Raw genomic sequence first — 20,297 nt, forward strand, 5'->3', positions numbered from 1 at the left:
TGTGTCCGAAAATTCTTTTCATTTGTTTGTGTAAATGTTATTAAAAGTTTGCATTAAGAAGGCGGGATAATGTTGCAGGTTGTCTATGCAAGGGAAGCCCGTAAGGCGCTGCGCAAAATACCGCAAAAGACGCGTGACAGTATTTTGCAGAAAATCGCCCTGATCGCGGAAAACCCACGCCGCACCGATCTGGATACAAAACCACTCAAAGGTGTTGCCGCATGCCGGTTGCGCGTTGGGCAATATCGGGTGATCTATACCGAGGATGGCGTCATTCTAGATGTGCTTAAAATCGGTCCGCGTGGTGACGTTTACGACAAGCTTTAGGAGACAGGCGATGAATGCGCCCCATCAGATCATTTACAAGGACGACAAGCCCGAATTCGCCGTCGTGCCATGGGATGAATATGTAAAACTCTTCAAGCCGACAGAAGATGATCTGGACAGAATGGCCTATGACCAAGCCGCGGCGCACGATGATGGTGTGCGCTTTCCCGCTGCGGTGATCAAGCGTCTCAGTGACGGCGAAAATCCGGTGCGCGTATATCGCGAGTATTATGATCTGACACAGGAAGAATTGGGCGCAAAAGTAGGGGTGACTGGAACCTATATTGGTGCCGTCGAACGGAACGCGCGCCCGCTGTCAAAAAAGCTGGCGACGAAAATTGCGTCTGTTTTCAAGGTTGATGCGGATGATTTGGAGCCTTGGTCGCAAGAGTGACCTGACGTTTTGGGCGGAAAATAAGTCTGTCCTCTTTTTTTGTGTTTGGGGTATTTTAGCTATCGTTGAGAGCGACTTGTAGTGCAGGGTTTGTGACATACATTGCTTTTTCACCTAGTGACCTTGCTTCTGCTTTGAGCCGTTTCATATTGTATTCATAATTATATATGAATGCGTCGTTGCCTGATTTGTTTTTGATGCCGATCACGCCATACCAAAGCATCAGATCAAACGCTTTTTCGGAATCTTCTTCGTTTAATCCAAAGCTAATAAACTGGGCTATGAACTCGGTCTTATTCTGAGATTTTTCGGCTCCAACGAAAGCGTATAGCAAGTCTTCGCTTAACCCTGAGACATCTCGAATTTCGTAACCAAAGTCATCAATGAGATAAAGAGAGTGTTGTCTCACAGCATCAATGCAATCTTCATCGCTTACTTTCTCATGTCCTCTGTTAACGGCGTTTGAGATTGCGTTTTCAACGATATTAATCAAAAATCGAGGTCGCATTAAGCAATGATCGACAAAAAAATCAAAAGAGTCATTGTCTTCCACTTTATCTGGGAAAAAACGCAACCAAAGCTGCTCGAACGTGCTTCTGTTATCTTTCAAAGATGACTGAAGCCGCTTGTATATGACTTGCTTTAATTTGGCTCTGTCGGTCCAGTCTATCCTTACTTGGCCGGATTTTCCACGGTCAGGAGTGCTCTCGACTAGCATCTCGTAAATGTCGTTACGTAGAAATACTACTGACATAAACTCCTTTTTTGATGCATTGAAGTCTCTTTGTATTTTGTCCAGTGTTTCGATTAGTAGTCTGACAAGACGAATGTCAAACTCATCGACGCCATTGGTTGGCCACCCCTTATCTATGTTGTCAAAAAGTAATACTATTTGGTCGTCGTGATCGATGTTTTTGTAGATTGTTTTCTTTAGGTCTGTTATTCCACCGCGAAATATTATGTTAGTTAATAAATCTGCGGATATTGCTTGTTTTCTTGATTTTGCCGCGTCAATTTCTTGGACTACGTAGTTTCCAAGTCGGTTGATGCGAGTCGTGAAATCGCCGCTTTCATTAATTCCGTACTTATATAGCCATTGGTTTATATCGTAAAGATTTTCAAGTGCTTTACTATCTACTTTGGATTTATATTCAATGTTTTGCTGAATTGTGATTAATATTTCTGATAGAATCAGGAAGTACCAGAATGCCGCAAGAGAATGATCAAATGCTCCAACATCAAGTATCTTTTGAAGTTCAGTTCTGAAAAGACTGAGTTGATGCGATTCTGGCTTTAGATCGGTCACAAATGAGTTGCGTTGTTGTCTAAAGTTATCCCTTGCTTGGAAGAAAATAGCTGTTTTTCCCGAGCCTTTTCTGCCCGCGACGACATTGACTTCGCCTCGCATAGTCCGAACAAACTCAGAAGTCTCGACAAAATAGCTAGACAGAGTGCGAAATTCGTTCTCAGCCGCAGATGCGCCAAGTGAGAGCTTTTGAAGCGCGGTTCGTTTGTGTTTTCTTGGACGCGACTTGATATTTTGGCCTGCAAGATAGGCCGCTTTGCAGAAGTCAACCACAGCGTTGCTTGTGGAGTTATCATCTGTAACCGCCGTAACAAAATCTCTGTAGTCAGCGGGTCTGGACCCGTCGAAGCGGGCTAACTCAATTAGCAATGTGTCACGCTCTAACCCATGCCCAATTCCAGCTAAAAAAGATGCCCGAAGATTGTGTCGTTCGTAGTCTTCTATGTTTGATGAAAGTAAAGGTAGGATTATTCCCGAAGAGGCAGAAAGTTGCCCGATAATAGCAAACGTTGATAGTCGTGCTGTTTCCACTGGGTCAAAGCTTCGGTAGTGGACTTTTGAAGATTTTACTGCTGAAACAATCGCATTTCGAAAGTCAGTTTTTTTGATTGGCTCTAGAATGAACAGAGGCTGTCTGTTGTCGAATTCTTTTCCGTACAAGTCCAAAAGTATATTGGGTGTGATATTTGAAAAGGACGCGGCAAGGCTGTCACTATTCTCATAGCTGCTAATGCCGATATTATCGAAGATTCCGTCTTTTTGCACGTTGGTAAACGCGCCATTGAAAGAGGAATTTACTACTGGGAAGACTGGCTTGCCTAAGCCAATCGCATAGCCGGCTTCGTAATAAACGTTTTGGTTTGGCACAGTGACATCAAAGATGACCACGTCGGAGTTTTGTATGCTTTCCCGAACCGTATCAGGTATCGCCTTACCAAAAACGCCCATTTCAGGCCAAGGAGTGATCTGTAAGCGATTTGTTGAATTCGATAGCCGAACTGCAGCTTCGATAGTGGAAGTGAGTTCTGTAGGTGCTCCAGGATAGGCAAAGAAGGCTGTATTTGGTTTTGAGCTCATTGAGTTCATCTACATGGTTAGTGTTGCGTCTTTGCGAAGCATTATTCGGCTAATCTAATGGAACTATAAAGCTCTTCCCTCGATGGTTGCAACACTCAGTGTGAAGTTTCAGTCTCTCTGAGGTTTTGGCGAGACTAAACACCCACTCAACAAATACCCCCCCGTCGGAGCTTCCCAGTCCACCATCTCGCCAAGGCAGTAGGTGCCGGGGCGTTGGATGAGTTGGAAATTTTCATCCAGTTCCTCCCATGCGACACCGCCTGCGGTGCTGATGGCCTCGTCCAGTGGACGGGGCTTTTTGATTTGAAGCGTGAGGCTTTTGATGGCGGTGGCGAGTTGGGCCGGGTCGTTCAGGGTTTCGCGCGGGGTGACTTCGAAAATCAGGGCGGTTTTGGTGGCATCAAGGCCGAGTGTTTTGCGCAAATGATTGCCCAGTGAGTTTTTGCCGCGTGGCTTTGACAGGCGTTTGGTGATGTCATCAAGCGTTCGGTCGGGGCAGAGGTCGAGTGTGAGGGTGCCAACCCCGGTTTCAAGCCATTGATCGCGGAGCCGTGCCGAGATGGCATAGACCGCACTGCCTTCGATGCCGGTTTTGGAAATTACGAATTCGCCGCGTACCGTTTGGTTGCCGCAGGTTAGGGTAACGGCCTTGACTGGCGACCCGGCGCATTTGTCGATCAAATGGTCGGTCCAGTCGATGTCAAAGCCGCAATTGGCCGGTTTGAACGGGGTGCATTTGATCCCGGCATTGGTCAGGATTTCCATCCATTTGCCGTCTGATCCCAGGCGTTTCCAACTGCCGCCGCCGAGCGCCAGAATGGTGACGTCAGCGGTTGCGGTGATCTCGCCATCGGGCGTTTTGAAAACAGCCTGATTTGCGTCGTTCCAACCGGTCCAGTAATGGCGGGTGTGGATGGTGCAGCCGAGATCATCCAGCCGCCTAAGCCAGGCGCGCAAAAGCGGACTTGCCTTCATCGCGGTCGGGAAGACCCGGCCTGAGGAGCCGACAAAGGTTTCAACACCCAGCCCAGCACACCATTCGCGGATTTGATCGGGGCCGAATTTGCGCAAATGCGGTTCAAGCCGTGCGCGTGACGTGCCATAGCGCGAGAGGAATGTTTCCAAATCCTCGCTATGCGTGATGTTGAGCCCCGATTTCCCGGCCATCAGGAACTTGCGCCCCGCACTTGGCATGCCCTCATAGATCGTCACCGCATATCCATCACCCGCCAGCCGTTCTGCCGCCATCAGGCCAGCCGGACCGGCACCGATCACCATGGCGGTTTTGCCGTTCGGGGCAGGGCGGGATGCCGGAGGTGCGGGTGTGTTGGCGGGCATGTGCGGCCTTTTGAAATGGGGTGGTCAGCAGGTTTTAGCGGCTTTGTCCGGTAATGGCAATTTGTGCGCACGGCATGGTTGACGCCACCATGTTCGATCAGTTGGTCGGTGCTTTGTGCAGGACCGGGGCCGCAACATCTTCGCGGCTGCGACCGCGCCTGACATTGGCGTAATAAACCACTTGGCCCGGGACGATTTCGACCTGTTTGAATTGCTTGTAACGGCTCATGAAGGAGCGATAGAGGCCGTATTTGAAATAGGTCCCTGTCCGCGATTGCAAGGTCGCGCCTTCGTGATTGACCTTCTGCGTGCCATTGACCCAGACGCGGAAGAAACCATCACTGTCGCGCGACCATTTTGCTTCGACCTCTATCCGGTGCCATTTGCCGCGCAGATCATCTTCCGGAATCAGGAGGTGATACCGCCGGGTGCTACCATAGACTTGATCATCAAGGCTATAGCCGCCACCCGCATTCTGGAACATCCAGACCGGGTGGGAGCCGCGTTGATGAAACTGCCCAAGGGCGACCTTGGTCGGGTAGATGTTGATGTAATCCTCGGGAAAATAGATATCCCACGCGTACCAATAGGTTTCGCCAGTTCTGCTCAGTCCGTTTTGCGAAAGTTCGGAGCGTTCCCGGTCATTGGCGCAATCGCTCCAGCCTTCGTTGCTGTTGCAATCGCCCGGCTGGACTTCAAACCGTTCGACGATCTCGGCATTTGCCAAGCCGGTGGGATCGGGCATCTGTTGATAGCCGTAACTGGTGGTGTTCAGGGATCGTTTGAAGCTGCCAAAATTGCCGCGATCAAGCGCAACCGTCTGACAGGCTGCCAACCCAAACAGCATCGCCCCTACCATGCCCAGTTTCGCCAAATGGTGCGTCACATTCTCTGACATCGCGCGATAGTCCTTTTGATTACATCGCAAGATCCTGATGTTACGGAGCAAGCAGGGTGTTTTTCAATTAAAAACCGGAAATGGCAGGTGTTACCTCACGCGCTTGGGTTTCACCGATGGCTTGACCATTGTGATCGTGGGCCTTAAACCCCTTGGTTTGCGTTTAACGGGCGCCACCAACGCCCTGATCCATGTCTGGAATAGTGTTATGTCTGCTGAAAACTGGCGCACGCCGAATGAAGATGATCTTGTCCGTGTACGGGCGATGATGGCGGATGCGGATTTCCATGACCGGATCGACAATGTATCTGATGACAAGCTCAGCACCGCCATTGCCGGCGAAAACGACATGATCTTCTGGGTCTATCATGCGGATGGCTGCGCACGCGCCTATGTTCTGATGCAGCATACTAGCTCAAACACGCCCAAGATTGACGAGTTTGCCGTTCTGGACCGTGGCAAGGGGTATGGCAAAGCTGCTCTTGCGGCCCTGATTGCCAAATGCGCGCAGATCCCGGGTTATGAGAAAATCTGGCTTAATGTCGTGACCGATAACGAAGCGGCGATTGGCCTTTACCGCCGTCTTGGTTTTGGCGATGAGCAATTCATTCCCGCCGGCTGGGTCAATCCCAAAGGTGTTGAAGTGGATCTCTGCCGGATGTTTCTTGATCTTTCCCGGGTGCGGACTGCTGCCCAATAAAGGCCGCGCTCAGCGCTGATCTGCGCGGAAACGGGCCGGGGAAACGCCAGCCTTTTTGGTGAAGAAGCGCGAAAAATATCCGGCATCGCGAAAGCCCAGTTCGTCGGCGATCTGTTGAATGGCGATGTCGGTATAGATCAGGGTTCGCTTGGCTTCGAGCATCAGGCGGTTTTGCACCACCTCGCTTGTGGTCATACCATAGATGTCCTTGGCAATGCGGTTCAGCTGGGTCGTGGTCACGCCAATCTCGCGGGCATAGAAATCAAGCGATTTGTGCTGCTTGTAAAAGGTTTCGACCAGCGTCTGAAACTTGCGGAATTTTTCGGTCTTTTGTTCCTGGCGTGACAGGCGCGCTGAATGGTCCTGTGGTACGGTGCGCCCGATGCCCAGAAGCAACAGGCCGAGGATATGGCGAAGCGCAAAAAGCCGGCCGGTATTGTGGCTGTAATATTCCTGGGCGAGTTGCGATATCAGGAAATCTGCCGGGCCGTTGGTATCGCCAGATGTTGAGCGCGTATCAACACAGACCGCCTGATCAAGGCGGGCGAGGAGTTTGGGGGCGGGGCTTAGAATTTCCTGCAGGTGATAATCGGTCAGTGAAATCACCCAGCCATCAATATCATCACTGAATTTAAAGCCGTGCACAGTGCCCGGCGGGACGGTGATCAGTTGGCCTGCCTGCATCGTCAGCTGCTGGTCATCGAAGCTGATTTCGGCCTGCCCGCGGGTGATGTAAAGCAGCTGAAACAGGTTGGTATGGCGGTGCGGTTTGATGTGCAGGTCATGCAGGCGCGATCGTTCCGGGATGCTTTCAAGGTGAAAGAATTCGGGCTCCGTGACCGGTTGCGGATCAGATGTAGTGTCCAGATCAAAGCCATCGCGCGCGCCGGGCTTTGTTGCTGCATCGCGTTCGCCATAAAGCTTATAGATCGGGATATTGTTGCGCATTTGATCTATAACTGTGGTTAGAAAAGTTGCTTTCCTATTCGCGGGTCAAGTATTTCCGCGAAACTGCTTAGCATTAGGCTGTCGTATTAAGTAATGGGGGTGCGTACTCGTAAAAGTAGTCGGATGGGACGTTGATTTTTAGCGGCAAGCTTGCGTCATTTTTTAGCAGTCCTTCCGTGAAAATAACGATTCTCCATTCGTCCTGACTAATGAATGGTTCTATAGGTGCCTTTCTGAGAACGTCAGAGTCAATTGATCTCAAGCTTGTCTCGCCAGTCGTTATAGCTGCACCTTGACTGTTGTCAGAGAGCGTTAAGGCTGTGTGCTGATATGATACTTGTCCATATCTATACGCGATAACTGGAATTTGTTGTGCTACTTGATGACAAATTTCGATAGACAGCTTGAATAGGTTTTTTACTCCCATTGTGTATCCGCCGAATTCCTTGCGGGTCTCTTCGCGAATAGCTGTTCCGTGCATTGACATAATGTAATGTGGGGCTATTTCGCACCCAATGTGCCCGTTTCCGCTGATTGAAACGGAAGGAGAACTCTGCTGTGAAAGATGAAGACCTAGCAGCGTTTGGGTCGCATTGATTCCCTCTTTTTCGTCTTTGCGACTAATATCTTCTATCTCTTGATAGTAAACATTTGATCTGAGCCAGACAGAGCCGCCTTTTATAGTTGCATCGTGTACTTCTTTAGAGGCTGTCCGGAAAATTATTGGTTGGTTGAATTCAGTTTGAAGCTTCATTTTTAGAACTCTAAAAATTGGGATTAAAAAAAAATTCAAGAATTGAACCTGCTAATAGCATAATTGTAAAGAGGCAAAAGAAAAGCCCACCACGATAACGGGCGGGCTTTTTCGAGACATGTGAGTGTCGCTAATTGCCAAGGATGGTTGGCACAAACAGCGTTATTGTCGGTGCAAAGATCAGCAACAGAATTCGGATGATCTCCGCACCAAAGAACGGCATGACACCGCGGAAGGTCTGGGTCATCGGCACACCCTTGGCAAGGGCATTGATGATGAACACGTTCAAGCCCACAGGCGGCGTAATCAGCCCCAATTCCACGACAATTAGGGCCAGGATACCAAACCAGATTTTAAGGTCCTCGGTCCCCATGCCATAGGCCGCAGTCGCGGCCGTAGCCCAGTCACCACCGTTGATGTCAACAAGGGCCGGCCAGAAGAACGGGATCACGACCACGATCATCGACAGGCTTTCCATGAAGCAGCCCAGCAGGATCAGGGCCAGCAACATCAGAACCATGACAAGCCACGGATCAAATCCACTGGTCGCGGCAGCCTCGGCCATATAGGCCGGAAGGTTCGCGCGGCTAAAGAAGCCCTTGAGGATTTCAGCACCCAGAAGGATGAAGAAGATCATCGAAGACGTAATCGCCGTATCCTTGAGCGACTGACGAAGACCCTTCCAGGTCAGCCCACCTTTGCCTTTCCAGCGCATATAGGCGCCGTAAACCAGAATGGCGAACACACCCACACCGGCCGCAGGCGTCGGCGTAAACAGACCGGCACCGAGCCCCAGAATGATCGAACCAAAGATCACCATCACCGGGATCAGGCGCAGCAAGGCTTCCTTGCGTTCGGCGGCTGGCATCGGTTCTGGTTTCGGGGCCAATGAGGGGTTCAGTCGCACCTGAATGGCAATCACGGCCATAAAGAACAGAACGGCAATCAGGCCCGGAATGATCGCGGCCTGGAACATCTGAATGATGGAGGCCTCAACCGTCACGGCATAAATCACAAGTGCAACCGACGGCGGGATCAGGATCCCCAGCGTACCGCCCGCTGCCAGCGTGCCGGTGGCCAGACGCGGCGAATATTTCAAACGGTCAAGCTCGGGCAGGGCGACCTTGCCCATGGTCGATGCGGTTGCAAGCGATGAGCCGCACACCGCGCCGAAACCGGCGCAGGCACCGATGGCCGCCATGGCAACACCGCCACGGAACCGGCCCAGCATCGCATTGACGCCCTGAAACAGATCGCGCGACAGGTTGGCCTGACTTGCGAGATAGCCCATCAGAACAAACAGCGGCACGACCGAAAGTTCATAGTTCGACACAATTCCGTACAGCAGGGATTTGAACTGCTGCAGGTAAGGGTCAAAGCGCAGGAACGGGAAAAACAGGCTCAGCACATAGTTGCCGCCAATCCCGACGCCGACCATGGCCAGGCCGACCGGAACGCGCAGGGCAAGAATGAAAAAGAGAACGGCAAGGCCACCAAGGCCGATCAATTCACGTTCAGACATCGGCTTCTCTTTCGAAAATCTGACTTCCGGCAATTGCGGCCCACAGGAACATCGCAATGATGCCCGGCACATAGAACGGCCAGATCGGCCAGCCCAGAATTGCGGAAAGGGTGTTGTCGCCACGAACCTCGATCAGGCCATTGACCATCATGTATCCAAGGAAAAGCGCCAGACAGGTCATCAGTATGCCGGAAATCGCGTCAACAACGCGCGAAAACCAGTCGGGAAACATTTTGATGAAGACATCAACCGCGACATGACCGCGATGCGCCTGACAATAGGGGAAAAACATCAGGGCGGCCGAACTGACGATCATGCTGACAAAGTCCTCATAGCCGATTATGGCCGGGACATTGGCATCGAACAGTCGGGCAATCTTGTCCAGACCAAACGCGGTAACGTTAACAATCGTCACAATCGCGATCAGCAAGGCAAGCATGCCACCGGCAACGGCAAGCCATGAGGCAGCCTTGTAGAGCACGTTTTTCATATCTCTAACAATCTAGCGGGCAATCTAGCGGGAAAACAGGGCCACGCATCGCATGATACGTGACCCCACAATATTTACCAGTAACTTTAAACTGTTACTTGGTATGGGCCTGAACGGCAGCTTTGGCGTCTTCGACGAGTTTCGCGCCATCAATGCCGTTTGATTTGGATTCTTCGATCCAGCGATCAACGACAGATGCGGCTGCATCGTCAAAGGTTGCTTTTTCGGCTGCGGTCAGTTGAACAACTTGGCCCTTGCCTTCGTTGACCATACGCTTGCCAACTTCTTCAACGCCGTTAAAGACGTCACCAATCTGGGCTGCAAAATCACGGCCCGAGTTGCGGTCGATGATTTCCTTGAGATCATCAGGCAGGCTCTCGTAACGGTCCTTGTTCATCGCGAACAGGAAGGTCGAGGTGCCAAAGCGCGAATTCACGCCTTCGCCTTCAACGGAATAGGAAATCAATTCAGCCAGTTTCAGCGGCGGCACAACTTCGAAAGGCACCAGACCGCCATCAACGACGCCGAGCGACATCGCCTGCGGCAGGGCCGGGACCGGCATGCCAACCGGTTCTGCACCCCAGGATTCAATCACCCAGGAACCGGTACGGGTCGGGGTGCGGAGTTTCAGGCCTTTGACATCGTCAACGGTGCGGACTTCTTTTTCGGTTAGATGAATGGCCTGACCGGCATGCACGTGAACAGCAAGCGGGTGGATGTCGGTAAGGTCTTCGGCGTATTCGTCTTTCAGATCCCACATCGCAAGGTTGGTTGCGCGTGCATCGCCAAGATGAATCCCCGGAAGTTCAAACACTTCAAGGCGCGGGAACACGCCCGGGGTGTATCCCGGCAGTGTCCAGACGATGTCAGCCACGCCATCACGAACCTGGCGATACAGTTCCGGCGGATTGCCGCCCAGCGACATGGACGGAAAGATTTCAAACTTGATGCGGCCGTTTGATTCTTCTTCGATCTTCTTTGCCCACGGTTCAATCATTTTGGACTGGGCCGGTGCCTTCGGACCCAGGAAATGGTGGACGGTCAGGGTGACTTCCTGTGCGTGTGCGCCGAACGACACCATGGTCGCGACAGCAGCACCGGCAAGCAATTTGGTGATCTGTTTCATTCTCTTCCTCCTTATGAACGTCTTGTCGCGTTCATTGCGCCGACAAGCGTTTCAGCCACGATGCGCATCTAGCGTACGAAGTTTTCCAAGAGTTCTTTTTGTTGTTCTTGGTCTTGTTTTTATTGTTTTTTTTATCGCATGACCTGCGTTTGACGCATTTCAGCCATGCCGAATTAAGTGCAATCTAATAGGTACGTGATGGTTATGTATAATGATATGTAGGCACATATCCATAACCAAATGATTATATGTTTGCCCCTGCCTGTTCGCTGTGATGACGGGATGCTTCTTCGCGCACGGCATTGATCAGCATTTCAACCGGCGGGGAAATCGGCGAATCAATTCGGGTGGTCAGGCCAACCGGACCAAAGGTATCGCTGGTATCAATCGGCAGTTCGACAAGATGTCCCTCGGCAATATCGGATGCAACCGCCCCGTTTGAAATGATCCAGATCGCATCGGTTTCACGCGTGAAAGCGCGGCCGAAAGATGTCGAAACGGTTTCGATACGGTCGGGCAGGGCGCCGATGCCATGCGCAATCAGCATCTTGTCGACGGTCGGGTGAATAATCGCCTGTTTGGGCGGCACGAGAACGGTGAATTCGCGAATGCGGGTAATGTCCGGGTTCTTGTCGGCCAATAACGGGTGCCCCGGCCGCGCGACCAGCGAGATGTGTTCTGAATAAAGATGAATGAACGACAGGCCCGACATCTGATCTGGCTCGGCCAATCGCCCGACCACAAGATCAAGTTCCCCCACGCGCAATTGCCCCATCAACATCACGTTCGGACCCGCCACGACCTTGACCGTGGTATCGGGGCTAAGGGTTTTGAAATGACGAATGGCGTTGGGCATCACACTTGCGGCCACGGTGGGCAATACGCCCAGATTGATCGAAAGCCCGCCATGCATGCGGACCTGGCTGATGCTGTCGACACCCTGACGCAGGGCCGTGACACTGGCCCCGGCATAGCGCAAGAACACCTTGCCGAAATCGGTCAGGGTGACCCCACGCTTTGATCTGTTAAACAGGCGCGCATCGAGATGCTCTTCGAGTTCGCGGATGGTTTTCGACACGGCCGGCTGGGTAATGGACAGCGTATCGGCAGCCTTGACGACACTGCGTTGGCGCGCGACCTCCAGAAAGCAGGTCAGATGACGGAATTTGATGCGTTGATCTAGCATGCAGCCCTACATGTCAGCAGTTTAGAATGTTCCGATGGGTGTCTGATGTATAATTATATAGTTATGCAAAATACGCAATTCCTCATTTTACATAACCAAAACCATCTGCGAATGTAAGGTCAAACAAGCAGGGTGGAAACGATAATGAGTCTGCAAGTCGCCCCGGTCAACGGGACACACATTCATTATAGCCAGTCGGGACCGAAAGATGGTCCGGCGCTGGTCTTTGCAAATTCTTTGGGTACTGATCTGCGCATTTGGGACGATGTTGTCGGGACGCTGTCCGAACGCTTTAACATCGTAACGTATGACAAGCGTGGCCATGGTCTTTCCGGGATTGGTGATGCGCCGTACGACGTTTCGCTGCATGCCAATGATCTGATCGGGTTGCTTGATTATCTTGGGTTGGATCAGGTGATCATTTGCGGCCTGTCGGTCGGCGGTCTGATCGCCCAGAAAGTCACTGAACTGGTGCCCGGTCGTGTGCGTGGCCTGATCCTGTGTGATACGGCATCCAAGCTTGGCGATTATGACAGCTGGAACACCCGGATCGAGGCCATCAAGGCCGACGGGATTGCATCCATGGGCGATGCGATTATCGAACGCTGGCTGTCGCCGACCTTCCGCAAGGAACGGGTGCTTGAAACCGCGATGTATCGCGACATGCTGGTTCGCACCACGGTCGAAGGCTATGTCGGGACCTGTATCGCGCTGCGCGATGGCGATCTGCGCGATGCGGCGGGAAAAATCGCTGTTCCGACATTATGTATCTGTGGATCAGAAGACCTGGCAACGCCGCCCGATGTGGTGCGCGCCATGGCATCTGCCATCCCCGGTGCCGAATTCGAATTGATTGACGGGGTCGGGCATCTGCCATGCATCGAAACCCCTGAATTGCTGACCCGGTTGATCGACCGATTTACCAAGGAGAAGAACCTTGTCTGAGAGCCGGTATGACGTTGGCATGAAAACCCGCCGTTCTGTTCTGGGCGATGCCCATGTGGATCGCGCTTCCAAGAACATCACGGAAATCGACGAAGGTTTTCAGCGCTATATCACCGAGAATGTCTGGAATGGTGTCTGGACGAGTGACGCGTTCACCAAGCGTGAACGTTCGATCGTGACCATCGCGCTGCTTGCAGGGCTTGGTCATGAAGAAGAACTCGCCATGCATATCCGGGCGACCTTGAATACCGGGGCAACGCGCGATGATATCCGTGAAACCCTGATGCATGTTGCGGTTTATGCCGGCGTCCCCGCCGCCAATACGGCGTTCCGCATTGCCAAACAAGCCTATGCCGAGATCGACGCGGCATCCAAGGGAGAGTAGTCACATGTCCACCTTCAAACCGCGTGACTGGGGTTCCCACGCCCCCTATATCGCACCCGGTTACAAATCGACCCTGCTGCGCGGTCCAAGCCAGGCACCGCTTGCCATCAAGTCCGGCCTGACCGAGGGCACTGGTCCGCGCTTTGCCCCGGCATGCGTGCGTGAAATGGATTTCGATCTGACCAAAAACGGTGTGGTCAATGGTGAGCCGCTTGGCGAACGCATTGTCGTGCATGGTCGGGTGATGGACACCGATGGCCGCCCGCAGCCCAACACGCTTGTCGAAATCTGGCAGGCAAACGCGGCGGGTCGTTATGTGCACAAGGTTGATCAGCATGATGCGCCGCTCGATCCGAATTTCCGCGGATCAGGCCGTTGCTTTACCGATGATCAAGGCAATTACAAATTCTATACCATCAAGCCGGGTGCCTATCCGTGGGGGAACCACTTCAATGCGTGGCGTCCGAACCATATCCATATCTCGCTGTTTGGTCCGGGCTTTGCCACCCGCCTTGTCACCCAGATGTATTTCCCGGGTGACCCGCTGCTGGAACTCGATCCGATTTTCCTTGGTACCGAGGACGCGCAAGCGCGTGAACGCCTGATTGCCAAATTCTCGATCGACAACACCGAGGAAGGCTTTGCCCTTGGTTATCAGTTCGACATTGTCCTGCGTGGACGCAACGGCACCCCGATGGAGAATTAAGTCATGGCTTATGGTGAAACCCCCTCACAGACGGTTGGTCCGTATTTCGCCTATGGCTTGACCGCAGGCCAGTACGCATACGACTTCACCGATATCGCAGATCCGACTGTTGCCGGTCCGGATGCGGCGGGTGAACATATCCGCATCACCGGCACCGTCTTTGATGGCGAAGGCAATCCGGTCAATGATGCGATGATCGAAATCTGGCAGGCTGATGCCAATGGCGTTTACAGCGAAAAGCCGGTTGATGTTTCTGAAACCGGGTTCCGCGGTCTTGGCCGTTGCGGCACGGGAACGGATGCCAAGCTGCGCTTCTGGTTTGACACGGTAAAGCCGGGTGTTGTCGAAGACGCCGAGGCGCCGTTTGTCAACGTGATCGTGTTTATGCGCGGCATGCTGGTTCACGCCTTTACCCGTTTCTATTTTGACGATGAAGCAGACCGCAATGCAAAGGACCCAGTCTTGCAGTCAGTTCCGGCAGATCGTCGCGACACCCTGATTGCCAAGCGTGTCGAAACCCCGACGGGGATTGAATACCGGATCGATATCCACATGCAGGGGGACGCGGAAACCGTGTTCTTCGACGTGTAAGTCGATCTGGCGCGATGGCTGCGTCCGCTGCTTTGGGGAAAGCCGGCGGTCGCAGCCATCGACCTCATTTATCGCACTCGTAGTTTTTTTTGGATTGATACCACAGGAGTTTTGCCGTGGTTGCACGTTTCATGTCGCTTAAAGAGGCGGTCGCATCCTGCGTCAAGGATGGCGATACCATCTCGATGGAAGGCTTCACCCATCTGATCCCGCATGCCGCTGGACACGAAATCATTCGTCAGGGCATCAAGGACCTGACCCTGATCCGTATGACCCCCGATATGATCTATGATCAGCTGATCGGTGCGGGTTGTGCGAAAAAACTGGTCTTTTCCTGGGGCGGTAACCCTGGTGTCGGCTCGCTGCACCGTCTGCGCGATGCCTATGAAAAGGCATGGCCGACCAAGCTCGAGATCGAAGAACACAGCCACGCGGCAATGGCCAATGCCTATGACGCGGGGGCTGCTGGCCTGCCGTGCGCGGTGTTCAAGGGCTATCGCGGGGCGGAACTGCCGCGTGTGAACCCGAACATCAAATTCATCGAATGCCCGTTCACCGGCGAAAGCCTGGCTGCTGTTCCGGCGATCCGCCCGGATGTCACCGTTGTGCACGCCCAAAAGGCCAACAAAAAGGGCGATATCCTGTTTGAAGGCATTGTCGGTGTTCAGAAAGAAGCCGTTCTGGCGGCAAAGAAATCGATCATCACGGTCGAAGAGATTGTTGATGATTTTGGAGATATCTCGCCCAATGCGGTCATGTTGCCCAACTGGGCGGTAACGGCGATTGTCGAAGTGCCGGGTGGGGCGCATCCGTCCTACGCGCAGGGCTATTACAGCCGCGACAACGCGTTTTATAAGGCATGGGATCCGATTGCCCGTGATCGCGAAGCGTTCCAGGCCTGGCTCGAAGAGCATGTCATTAATGGCGGTCCCGAAGATTTCGCGGCCAAGCGTGAAGCAAACAAAGGCTAAGCGGAGGAAAAATCATGGTTGAATATACCCCGACTGAAATGATGACGGTATCCGCCGCACGCGCGCTTAAGAACGACGATGTGTGCTTTGTTGGCATCGGGATGCCGTCGGCTGCGTGTAACCTTGCGCGCCTGACCCATGCACCGGACATTACCCTGATTTATGAAAGTGGCACCATCGGCACCAAGCCGGACGTCCTGCCGCTGTCGATCGGTGATGGCGAGCTTTGCGAAACTGCTGTTAACACGGTCGCCGTGCCGGAAATGTTCCGCTACTGGCTGCAGGGCGGCAAGATTTCGGTTGGCTTCCTTGGTGCGGCTCAGCTCGACAAGTATGGCAACATCAACACCACCGTGATTGGTGATTACGACAATCCCAAAGTCCGTCTGCCGGGCGGCGGTGGTGCGCCGGAAATCGCGACCAGCTGTGGTGAAGTCTTCCTTGTCATGAAGCAAAGCAAACGCGGCTTTGTCGACAAGATCGATTTTGTGACCTCGCTTGGTCATGGCAAGGGCGGTGATGACCGCGCATCTTACGGCGTTGATACCAAAGGTCCGTCGCGTCTGATTACCGATCTTTGCATCATGGAACCGCATCCGGTGGGCAAGCAATTCGTTGTGACCTCGATCCATCCGGGCGTAACCCGCGAAGAAATCATCGAAAATACCGGTTGGGATGTTGAGTTCGCCGACGAAGTCGCCGAAACTGAGATCCCGTCCGAGAAAGAATTGCAGGTTCTGCGTGAACTGCATGCTCGTACCGCCAGGGCCCATGGGGACCAGCAGTAAGAGTAATAAAAAGGATATTAGAAATGGCTGACGCATATATTTGCGATTACATCCGCACCCCGATTGGCCGCTTTGGTGGCAGCCTGTCGCAGGTGCGCGCCGATAATCTTGGCGCCATTCCGCTGAAAGCGCTGATGGACCGTAACCCGGATCTGGATTTCGCCGCTGTTGACGACATCGTCTTTGGCTGTGCGAACCAGGCCGGTGAAGACAACCGCAACGTTGCACGCATGTCATCGCTTTTGGCTGGTCTGCCGGAAACGGTCACCGGCACCACGGTCAACCGCCTGTGCGGTTCGGGCATGGATGCGATCATTATGGCTGCGCGTGCGATCAAATCGGGCGAAGCCGACCTGATGATTGCGGGCGGTGTTGAAAGCATGTCCCGTGCGCCGTTCGTCATGCCAAAGGCGTCTTCGGCCTTTTCGCGCAACGCGGAAATCTATGACACCACCATTGGCTGGCGTTTTGTGAATCCGGTGATGAAGAAACAGTACGGCGTGGATTCCATGCCCGAAACCGGTGAAAACGTTGCCGAGGATTTCAACATCTCGCGCGAAGATCAGGATACCTTTGCTGCCCGTTCGCAGGACAAAGCCGTCGCCGCACAGGAAAATGGCAATCTGGCTGAGGAAATCACCCCGGTGACCATTCCGCAGCGTAAAGGCGACCCGGTTGTTGTTTCCAAGGACGAACATCCGCGTCCGGGCACCACGGCCGAAAAACTTGCCAAACTGCCAACCCCGTTCCGCGAAGGCGGTTCGGTCACGGCGGGGAATGCATCGGGTGTCAATGACGGCGCCGCAGCGCTGATCGTTGCGTCGGAAGAAGCGGTCAAGAAATATGGCCTGACCCCGATTGCACGCGTTGTTGGTGGGGCAACCGCCGGTGTGGCACCGCGCATAATGGGCTTTGGCCCGGCCCCGGCAAGCAAGAAACTTCTCACACGCCTTGGCTGGTCAACCGACGAGCTTGACGTGATCGAACTGAACGAGGCCTTTGCATCGCAGGGTCTGGCAACGCTTCGTGATCTTGGCATCGCTGATGACGACGCACGCGTAAACCCGAATGGCGGCGCGATTGCCCTTGGTCATCCGCTGGGCATGTCCGGTGCGCGTATTGCCGGTACTGCAGCCCTGCAGATGAAGCGCAGCGGTGGCAAACGTGCGCTGGCGACCATGTGCATTGGCGTTGGTCAGGGCATTGCGATTGCGCTTGAAGCTGTGTAAGGCTGATGGCGGATTGATCTTTTAAAGGTGCCCCTGTGCCGGTTGACGGGCAGGGGCTTCTTTTTGCGTTATTGACCAATATGGTTGCTGGCGCGACACTATCGACTTGAATTCACACCTGTTTGAACGGTGGATGATACCTGATGAGCGTTTCGCCCTTTGACTCTGCCCTGCTTGGGGATCTGTTTTCCGATCCGGAAATTGCCGCCCTGTTTGAAGACCGGGCACAGATTTCATCCATGCTGCTTTTTGAATCGGCCCTTGCTGCGGCCGAAGCACGCGCAGGCGTGATCCCCCAACAAAGCGCAATTCGTATTGCCGATGTGTGCCGCGATTTCAATCCTGATCCGGCAACGCTTGCAGGCCCGACCGCTAGTGCGGGTGTGCCAGTGCCGGCTCTGGTCAAGGCGTTGAAGTCCGAAATTGGCGGTGAAGACGCACGCTTTGTTCATTTCGGTGCCACCAGTCAGGACGTGGTGGATACGGCTCTTGTCCTGCAATTGCGGGATGCGATTGCGATCATTCGTCGCCGCATTCGCAAATTGGCCAAGGTGCTTGCGGCCCATGCCGATACCCATCGCAAAACGGTGATGATCGGTCGTACCCGATCCCAACAGGCGGTTCCGACCACCTTTGGTCTTAAGGCCGCCGGATGGCTGGCACCCCTTGTACGGATTGATCGCCGGATTGAAAGCCTGGCGTCTGATTTGCTCCGCGTTTCGTTTGGCGGTGCTGCGGGAACGTTGGCCTCCATCGGGGCAAAGGCCGCAGATGTTGAAAATAACCTGGCCGAGGAACTTGATCTGCCACTGGCTGACATGCCCTGGCATGCGCAGCGTGATGGCCTTGTCGATTTTGCCAGCCAGCTGACGGCACTGACCGGTGCGCTTGGCAAAATGGGGCAGGATTTGGTTCTGCTGGCGCAATCCGAAATCGCCGAAGTCCAGCCCGGAAAGGGCGGTGGATCATCGACCATGCCGCACAAATCCAATCCGGTGCAGGCAGAAATGCTGGTGACCCTGGCGCGCTTTAACGCCGGTCAGCTCGGTACCTTTTCCCAGGCGCAGCTGCATGATCATGAACGCTGCGGCGCAAGCTGGCTTCTGGAATGGTTGACCCTGCCACAAATCATTACGGCTACTGGTGCGGCCCTTGCGCAGGCGGTGGATATGGTACCCAATCTCAAGATCAATACGGATCGAATGGCGCAAAATCTGGAACTGTCGCGGGGCGCAATACTGGCAGAGGCCGCGACATTTGCCCTTGCCGATCATATTGGCCGCGACGCTGCGGACAAGCTGGTCAAGGAAGCGGTGGCCAAGTCGGCGGCCAATCAAAGCAATCTGTTTGACGAGTTGCCGAAACTGACCGATGCACCGGTTGATTGGGACCATGTCCGCAATCCAGTCAACTATATCGGGCAGGCCGATCTGTTCATTGATCGGGTGTTGGGCACAGCACGTCGCGGACTGCGCGACTAAGCAAACAAAAAGGCTGCCACCCGGCAGCCTTTTTTGATGGTATCATTCCGCCTTGGGCCGGGGCCGCAAGCGTTTTTCCACAGCGTAGTTGTGGATCGGCACCCCACAAAGTTCAAAATCACGGCGTTCAACCACCGAAAATCCCTGTTTGAGCATGAAGGATTTGGCAAGCTCGCTTGCCTCGCAATACAGCTTGCCAATGCCCTGTTTGATGGCCTCGGCCTCGAGCGTGGCATAAAGCGTGGTGATCGCACCGCTGCCGGCAATATCCGGGCTGGCATAGAGAAACCGGATATGGCCATCTGATTCCAGATCGGTAAACGCCACGGGCTGGTTTTTCTCATCAACCGCAATGAAGGTTGTTCGGCCATCATTCATGATGTCGATCCATTGCGCCGGCGTTGGGCAAAGATCGGACCATACCTTGGTTTGATCGGGGCCATATGCACCTGAACCCAGTTCGTGAACGGCACGCCTGAAAACGTCAATCAGGGCAGGGGCATCGCTGTTTTGAAAGGGGCGGATGGTGATCATACCGTGTCTCCCGAAATAGCGGTTTCCGGCAAACAGCATCCGGTGCCTTCTTGCAGCAATATCGATGGCTGACCAAACATGAACGTCTTCCCGAGTGTTTTGATTTTGATCGGTTTTTGCACGGTCAAATGGCAAAGGCAAGAGGGTGTGTGGCCATTGTCGATATTTGCATGAGGCGGGCTTGCGTATTGATTCTTATCAATGAAAAACAATAGTTCATAATGTTATGCATTAAAAACAATTGATCGCCTTTCCCAAGGAGGAATTCATGGCAAATGTTGGAACTCTGGACCGTCTTGTTCGTGCCGTCGCTGGCGTTGTTTTGCTAGCCTTGCCGTTTGTTTCGGCGACCCCAGAAGACGGTGGCATGGCGTATGGCGTTTATGGCTGGGTGATGATTGCTGCTGGCGTTGTCATGCTGGTGACTGCAGCCTTTCGGTTCTGCCCGCTTTATACACTGTTCGGAATTCGGACCTGCCCGCTTTCCAAATAAGACCATAAACGGCGTTTGAAACCACAATATTCCGTTCGGTCTGTTGTTGTGTGAACGTTATGCTGGCATCCGCAACTCTGTGCGGTATGCTGAGTGTACGTGCTGTAA

General features: G+C 53.4%; 22 protein-coding genes. 12 read left to right on the top strand and 10 right to left on the bottom strand.

The window, feature by feature from the left end; genetic code table 11:
- Positions 1-69 precede the first annotated feature (69 nt).
- Both ACXAF0_RS10120 and ACXAF0_RS10125 read left to right on the top strand, forming a co-directional pair.
- Positions 70-327 carry a type II toxin-antitoxin system RelE family toxin gene (locus ACXAF0_RS10120; RefSeq protein WP_475345740.1) on the top strand — a complete coding sequence of 86 codons (258 nt, stop codon included), beginning with the start codon at positions 70-72 and terminating at the stop codon, positions 325-327.
- Between the two features lie 10 nt (positions 328-337).
- Positions 338-721, top strand: a complete 384-nt coding sequence (locus ACXAF0_RS10125; RefSeq protein ID WP_475345741.1) for a helix-turn-helix transcriptional regulator — start codon at positions 338-340, stop codon at positions 719-721.
- A gap of 55 nt (positions 722-776) precedes the next feature.
- On the opposite strand, the gene ACXAF0_RS10130 is transcribed toward ACXAF0_RS10125, so the two are convergent.
- The 3 genes from ACXAF0_RS10130 to ACXAF0_RS10140 all read right to left on the bottom strand — a co-directional run bounded on the left by ACXAF0_RS10130 (position 777) and on the right by ACXAF0_RS10140 (position 5,340).
- Positions 777-3,104, bottom strand: a complete 2,328-nt coding sequence (locus ACXAF0_RS10130; RefSeq protein WP_475345742.1) for a P-loop ATPase, Sll1717 family — start codon at positions 3,102-3,104, stop codon at positions 777-779.
- A 108-nt stretch (positions 3,105-3,212) separates the two neighbouring features.
- Complete coding sequence (locus tag ACXAF0_RS10135) at positions 3,213-4,442, bottom strand: TIGR03862 family flavoprotein (protein WP_475345743.1); 1,230 nt, start codon at positions 4,440-4,442, stop codon at positions 3,213-3,215.
- Between the two features lie 97 nt (positions 4,443-4,539).
- Positions 4,540-5,340, bottom strand: a complete 801-nt coding sequence (locus ACXAF0_RS10140; RefSeq protein ID WP_475345744.1) for a polysaccharide lyase family 20 protein — start codon at positions 5,338-5,340, stop codon at positions 4,540-4,542.
- A 208-nt stretch (positions 5,341-5,548) separates the two neighbouring features.
- Here ACXAF0_RS10140 and ACXAF0_RS10145 point away from each other — a divergent pair, with 208 nt between their 5' ends.
- A complete protein-coding gene (locus tag ACXAF0_RS10145; RefSeq protein WP_475345745.1) occupies positions 5,549-6,040 on the top strand; it encodes a GNAT family N-acetyltransferase in 492 nt (163 codons plus the stop codon).
- Positions 6,041-6,049: 9 nt separating this feature from the next.
- On the opposite strand, the gene ACXAF0_RS10150 is transcribed toward ACXAF0_RS10145, so the two are convergent.
- The 6 genes from ACXAF0_RS10150 to pcaQ form a co-directional block, all read right to left on the bottom strand.
- Positions 6,050-6,988, bottom strand: a complete 939-nt coding sequence (locus ACXAF0_RS10150) for a helix-turn-helix domain-containing protein (RefSeq protein ID WP_475345746.1) — start codon at positions 6,986-6,988, stop codon at positions 6,050-6,052.
- Positions 6,989-7,061: 73 nt separating this feature from the next.
- Positions 7,062-7,742: a hypothetical protein gene (locus tag ACXAF0_RS10155; RefSeq protein WP_475345747.1), complete on the bottom strand. Its 681-nt coding sequence runs from the start codon at positions 7,740-7,742 to the stop codon at positions 7,062-7,064.
- A gap of 130 nt (positions 7,743-7,872) precedes the next feature.
- Positions 7,873-9,264 (bottom strand): TRAP transporter large permease, encoded by a 1,392-nt coding sequence (locus tag ACXAF0_RS10160; protein ID WP_475345748.1) that lies wholly within the window; start codon positions 9,262-9,264, stop codon positions 7,873-7,875.
- On the bottom strand, positions 9,257-9,754 hold the full coding sequence (locus tag ACXAF0_RS10165) for a TRAP transporter small permease (RefSeq protein ID WP_475345749.1): 498 nt from the start codon (positions 9,752-9,754) through the stop codon (positions 9,257-9,259). The genes ACXAF0_RS10160 and ACXAF0_RS10165 overlap by 8 nt, the downstream gene beginning before the upstream one ends.
- A 94-nt stretch (positions 9,755-9,848) precedes the next feature.
- On the bottom strand, positions 9,849-10,880 hold the full coding sequence (locus tag ACXAF0_RS10170; protein WP_475345750.1) for a TRAP transporter substrate-binding protein: 1,032 nt from the start codon (positions 10,878-10,880) through the stop codon (positions 9,849-9,851).
- A 244-nt stretch (positions 10,881-11,124) separates the two neighbouring features.
- On the bottom strand, positions 11,125-12,066 hold the full coding sequence (pcaQ, locus tag ACXAF0_RS10175) for a pca operon transcription factor PcaQ (protein WP_475345751.1): 942 nt from the start codon (positions 12,064-12,066) through the stop codon (positions 11,125-11,127).
- 144 nt (positions 12,067-12,210) lie between these two features.
- On the opposite strand from pcaQ, the gene pcaD reads away from it, so the two are divergent.
- The 8 genes from pcaD to pcaB all read left to right on the top strand — a co-directional run bounded on the left by pcaD (position 12,211) and on the right by pcaB (position 19,162).
- Positions 12,211-13,011, top strand: coding sequence for a 3-oxoadipate enol-lactonase (gene pcaD, locus ACXAF0_RS10180; RefSeq protein ID WP_475345752.1), 801 nt, complete (start codon positions 12,211-12,213; stop codon positions 13,009-13,011).
- Positions 13,004-13,396 (top strand): 4-carboxymuconolactone decarboxylase, encoded by a 393-nt coding sequence (gene pcaC / locus ACXAF0_RS10185; RefSeq protein ID WP_152630574.1) that lies wholly within the window; start codon positions 13,004-13,006, stop codon positions 13,394-13,396. Before pcaD ends, pcaC begins: the two co-directional genes overlap by 8 nt.
- A gap of 4 nt (positions 13,397-13,400) precedes the next feature.
- Positions 13,401-14,102, top strand: a complete 702-nt coding sequence (gene pcaH, locus ACXAF0_RS10190) for a protocatechuate 3,4-dioxygenase subunit beta (RefSeq protein ID WP_475345753.1) — start codon at positions 13,401-13,403, stop codon at positions 14,100-14,102.
- A 3-nt stretch (positions 14,103-14,105) separates the two neighbouring features.
- Positions 14,106-14,693: a protocatechuate 3,4-dioxygenase subunit alpha gene (gene pcaG / locus ACXAF0_RS10195; RefSeq protein WP_475345754.1), complete on the top strand. Its 588-nt coding sequence runs from the start codon at positions 14,106-14,108 to the stop codon at positions 14,691-14,693.
- Between the two features lie 116 nt (positions 14,694-14,809).
- Positions 14,810-15,664 carry a CoA transferase subunit A gene (locus tag ACXAF0_RS10200; protein WP_475345755.1) on the top strand — a complete coding sequence of 285 codons (855 nt, stop codon included), beginning with the start codon at positions 14,810-14,812 and terminating at the stop codon, positions 15,662-15,664.
- A 14-nt stretch (positions 15,665-15,678) separates the two neighbouring features.
- Positions 15,679-16,452 (top strand): CoA-transferase subunit beta, encoded by a 774-nt coding sequence (locus tag ACXAF0_RS10205; RefSeq protein ID WP_475345756.1) that lies wholly within the window; start codon positions 15,679-15,681, stop codon positions 16,450-16,452.
- Positions 16,453-16,475: 23 nt separating this feature from the next.
- Positions 16,476-17,681, top strand: coding sequence for a 3-oxoadipyl-CoA thiolase (gene pcaF / locus ACXAF0_RS10210; protein WP_475345757.1), 1,206 nt, complete (start codon positions 16,476-16,478; stop codon positions 17,679-17,681).
- Between the two features lie 143 nt (positions 17,682-17,824).
- Positions 17,825-19,162: a 3-carboxy-cis,cis-muconate cycloisomerase gene (gene pcaB, locus ACXAF0_RS10215; protein WP_475345758.1), complete on the top strand. Its 1,338-nt coding sequence runs from the start codon at positions 17,825-17,827 to the stop codon at positions 19,160-19,162.
- A gap of 42 nt (positions 19,163-19,204) precedes the next feature.
- On the opposite strand, the gene ACXAF0_RS10220 is transcribed toward pcaB, so the two are convergent.
- The gene (locus ACXAF0_RS10220) at positions 19,205-19,696 is read right to left on the bottom strand and encodes a GNAT family N-acetyltransferase (RefSeq protein WP_475345759.1); all 492 of its coding nucleotides are present in this window, start codon (positions 19,694-19,696) and stop codon (positions 19,205-19,207) included.
- Positions 19,697-19,964: 268 nt separating this feature from the next.
- On the opposite strand from ACXAF0_RS10220, the gene ACXAF0_RS10225 reads away from it, so the two are divergent.
- Complete coding sequence (locus ACXAF0_RS10225; protein ID WP_475345760.1) at positions 19,965-20,189, top strand: YgaP family membrane protein; 225 nt, start codon at positions 19,965-19,967, stop codon at positions 20,187-20,189.
- The last annotated feature ends 108 nt before the right edge of the window (positions 20,190-20,297 follow it).

Source organism: Thalassospira sp. ABD4_177 (genome assembly GCF_056160125.1).

What these genes read in the sequence shown, in the direction of transcription:
- pcaB (WP_475345758.1), top strand. Translation starts at nt 17,825, where the DNA reads ATGAGCGTTTCGCCCTTTGACTCTGCCCTGCTTGGGGATCTGTTTTCC.
- ACXAF0_RS10160 (WP_475345748.1), bottom strand. Translation starts at nt 9,264, where the DNA reads ATGTCTGAACGTGAATTGATCGGCCTTGGTGGCCTTGCCGTTCTCTTT.
- pcaG (WP_475345754.1), top strand. Translation starts at nt 14,106, where the DNA reads ATGGCTTATGGTGAAACCCCCTCACAGACGGTTGGTCCGTATTTCGCC.
- pcaD (WP_475345752.1), top strand. Translation starts at nt 12,211, where the DNA reads ATGAGTCTGCAAGTCGCCCCGGTCAACGGGACACACATTCATTATAGC.
- ACXAF0_RS10155 (WP_475345747.1), bottom strand. Translation starts at nt 7,742, where the DNA reads ATGAAGCTTCAAACTGAATTCAACCAACCAATAATTTTCCGGACAGCC.
- pcaH (WP_475345753.1), top strand. Translation starts at nt 13,401, where the DNA reads ATGTCCACCTTCAAACCGCGTGACTGGGGTTCCCACGCCCCCTATATC.
- ACXAF0_RS10220 (WP_475345759.1), bottom strand. Translation starts at nt 19,696, where the DNA reads ATGATCACCATCCGCCCCTTTCAAAACAGCGATGCCCCTGCCCTGATT.
- ACXAF0_RS10120 (WP_475345740.1), top strand. Translation starts at nt 70, where the DNA reads ATGTTGCAGGTTGTCTATGCAAGGGAAGCCCGTAAGGCGCTGCGCAAA.
- ACXAF0_RS10205 (WP_475345756.1), top strand. Translation starts at nt 15,679, where the DNA reads ATGGTTGAATATACCCCGACTGAAATGATGACGGTATCCGCCGCACGC.
- pcaF (WP_475345757.1), top strand. Translation starts at nt 16,476, where the DNA reads ATGGCTGACGCATATATTTGCGATTACATCCGCACCCCGATTGGCCGC.
- ACXAF0_RS10135 (WP_475345743.1), bottom strand. Translation starts at nt 4,442, where the DNA reads ATGCCCGCCAACACACCCGCACCTCCGGCATCCCGCCCTGCCCCGAAC.
- ACXAF0_RS10170 (WP_475345750.1), bottom strand. Translation starts at nt 10,880, where the DNA reads ATGAAACAGATCACCAAATTGCTTGCCGGTGCTGCTGTCGCGACCATG.
- ACXAF0_RS10130 (WP_475345742.1), bottom strand. Translation starts at nt 3,104, where the DNA reads ATGAGCTCAAAACCAAATACAGCCTTCTTTGCCTATCCTGGAGCACCT.
- pcaQ (WP_475345751.1), bottom strand. Translation starts at nt 12,066, where the DNA reads ATGCTAGATCAACGCATCAAATTCCGTCATCTGACCTGCTTTCTGGAG.
- ACXAF0_RS10145 (WP_475345745.1), top strand. Translation starts at nt 5,549, where the DNA reads ATGTCTGCTGAAAACTGGCGCACGCCGAATGAAGATGATCTTGTCCGT.
- ACXAF0_RS10165 (WP_475345749.1), bottom strand. Translation starts at nt 9,754, where the DNA reads ATGAAAAACGTGCTCTACAAGGCTGCCTCATGGCTTGCCGTTGCCGGT.
- ACXAF0_RS10150 (WP_475345746.1), bottom strand. Translation starts at nt 6,988, where the DNA reads ATGCGCAACAATATCCCGATCTATAAGCTTTATGGCGAACGCGATGCA.
- ACXAF0_RS10225 (WP_475345760.1), top strand. Translation starts at nt 19,965, where the DNA reads ATGGCAAATGTTGGAACTCTGGACCGTCTTGTTCGTGCCGTCGCTGGC.
- ACXAF0_RS10125 (WP_475345741.1), top strand. Translation starts at nt 338, where the DNA reads ATGAATGCGCCCCATCAGATCATTTACAAGGACGACAAGCCCGAATTC.
- ACXAF0_RS10140 (WP_475345744.1), bottom strand. Translation starts at nt 5,340, where the DNA reads ATGTCAGAGAATGTGACGCACCATTTGGCGAAACTGGGCATGGTAGGG.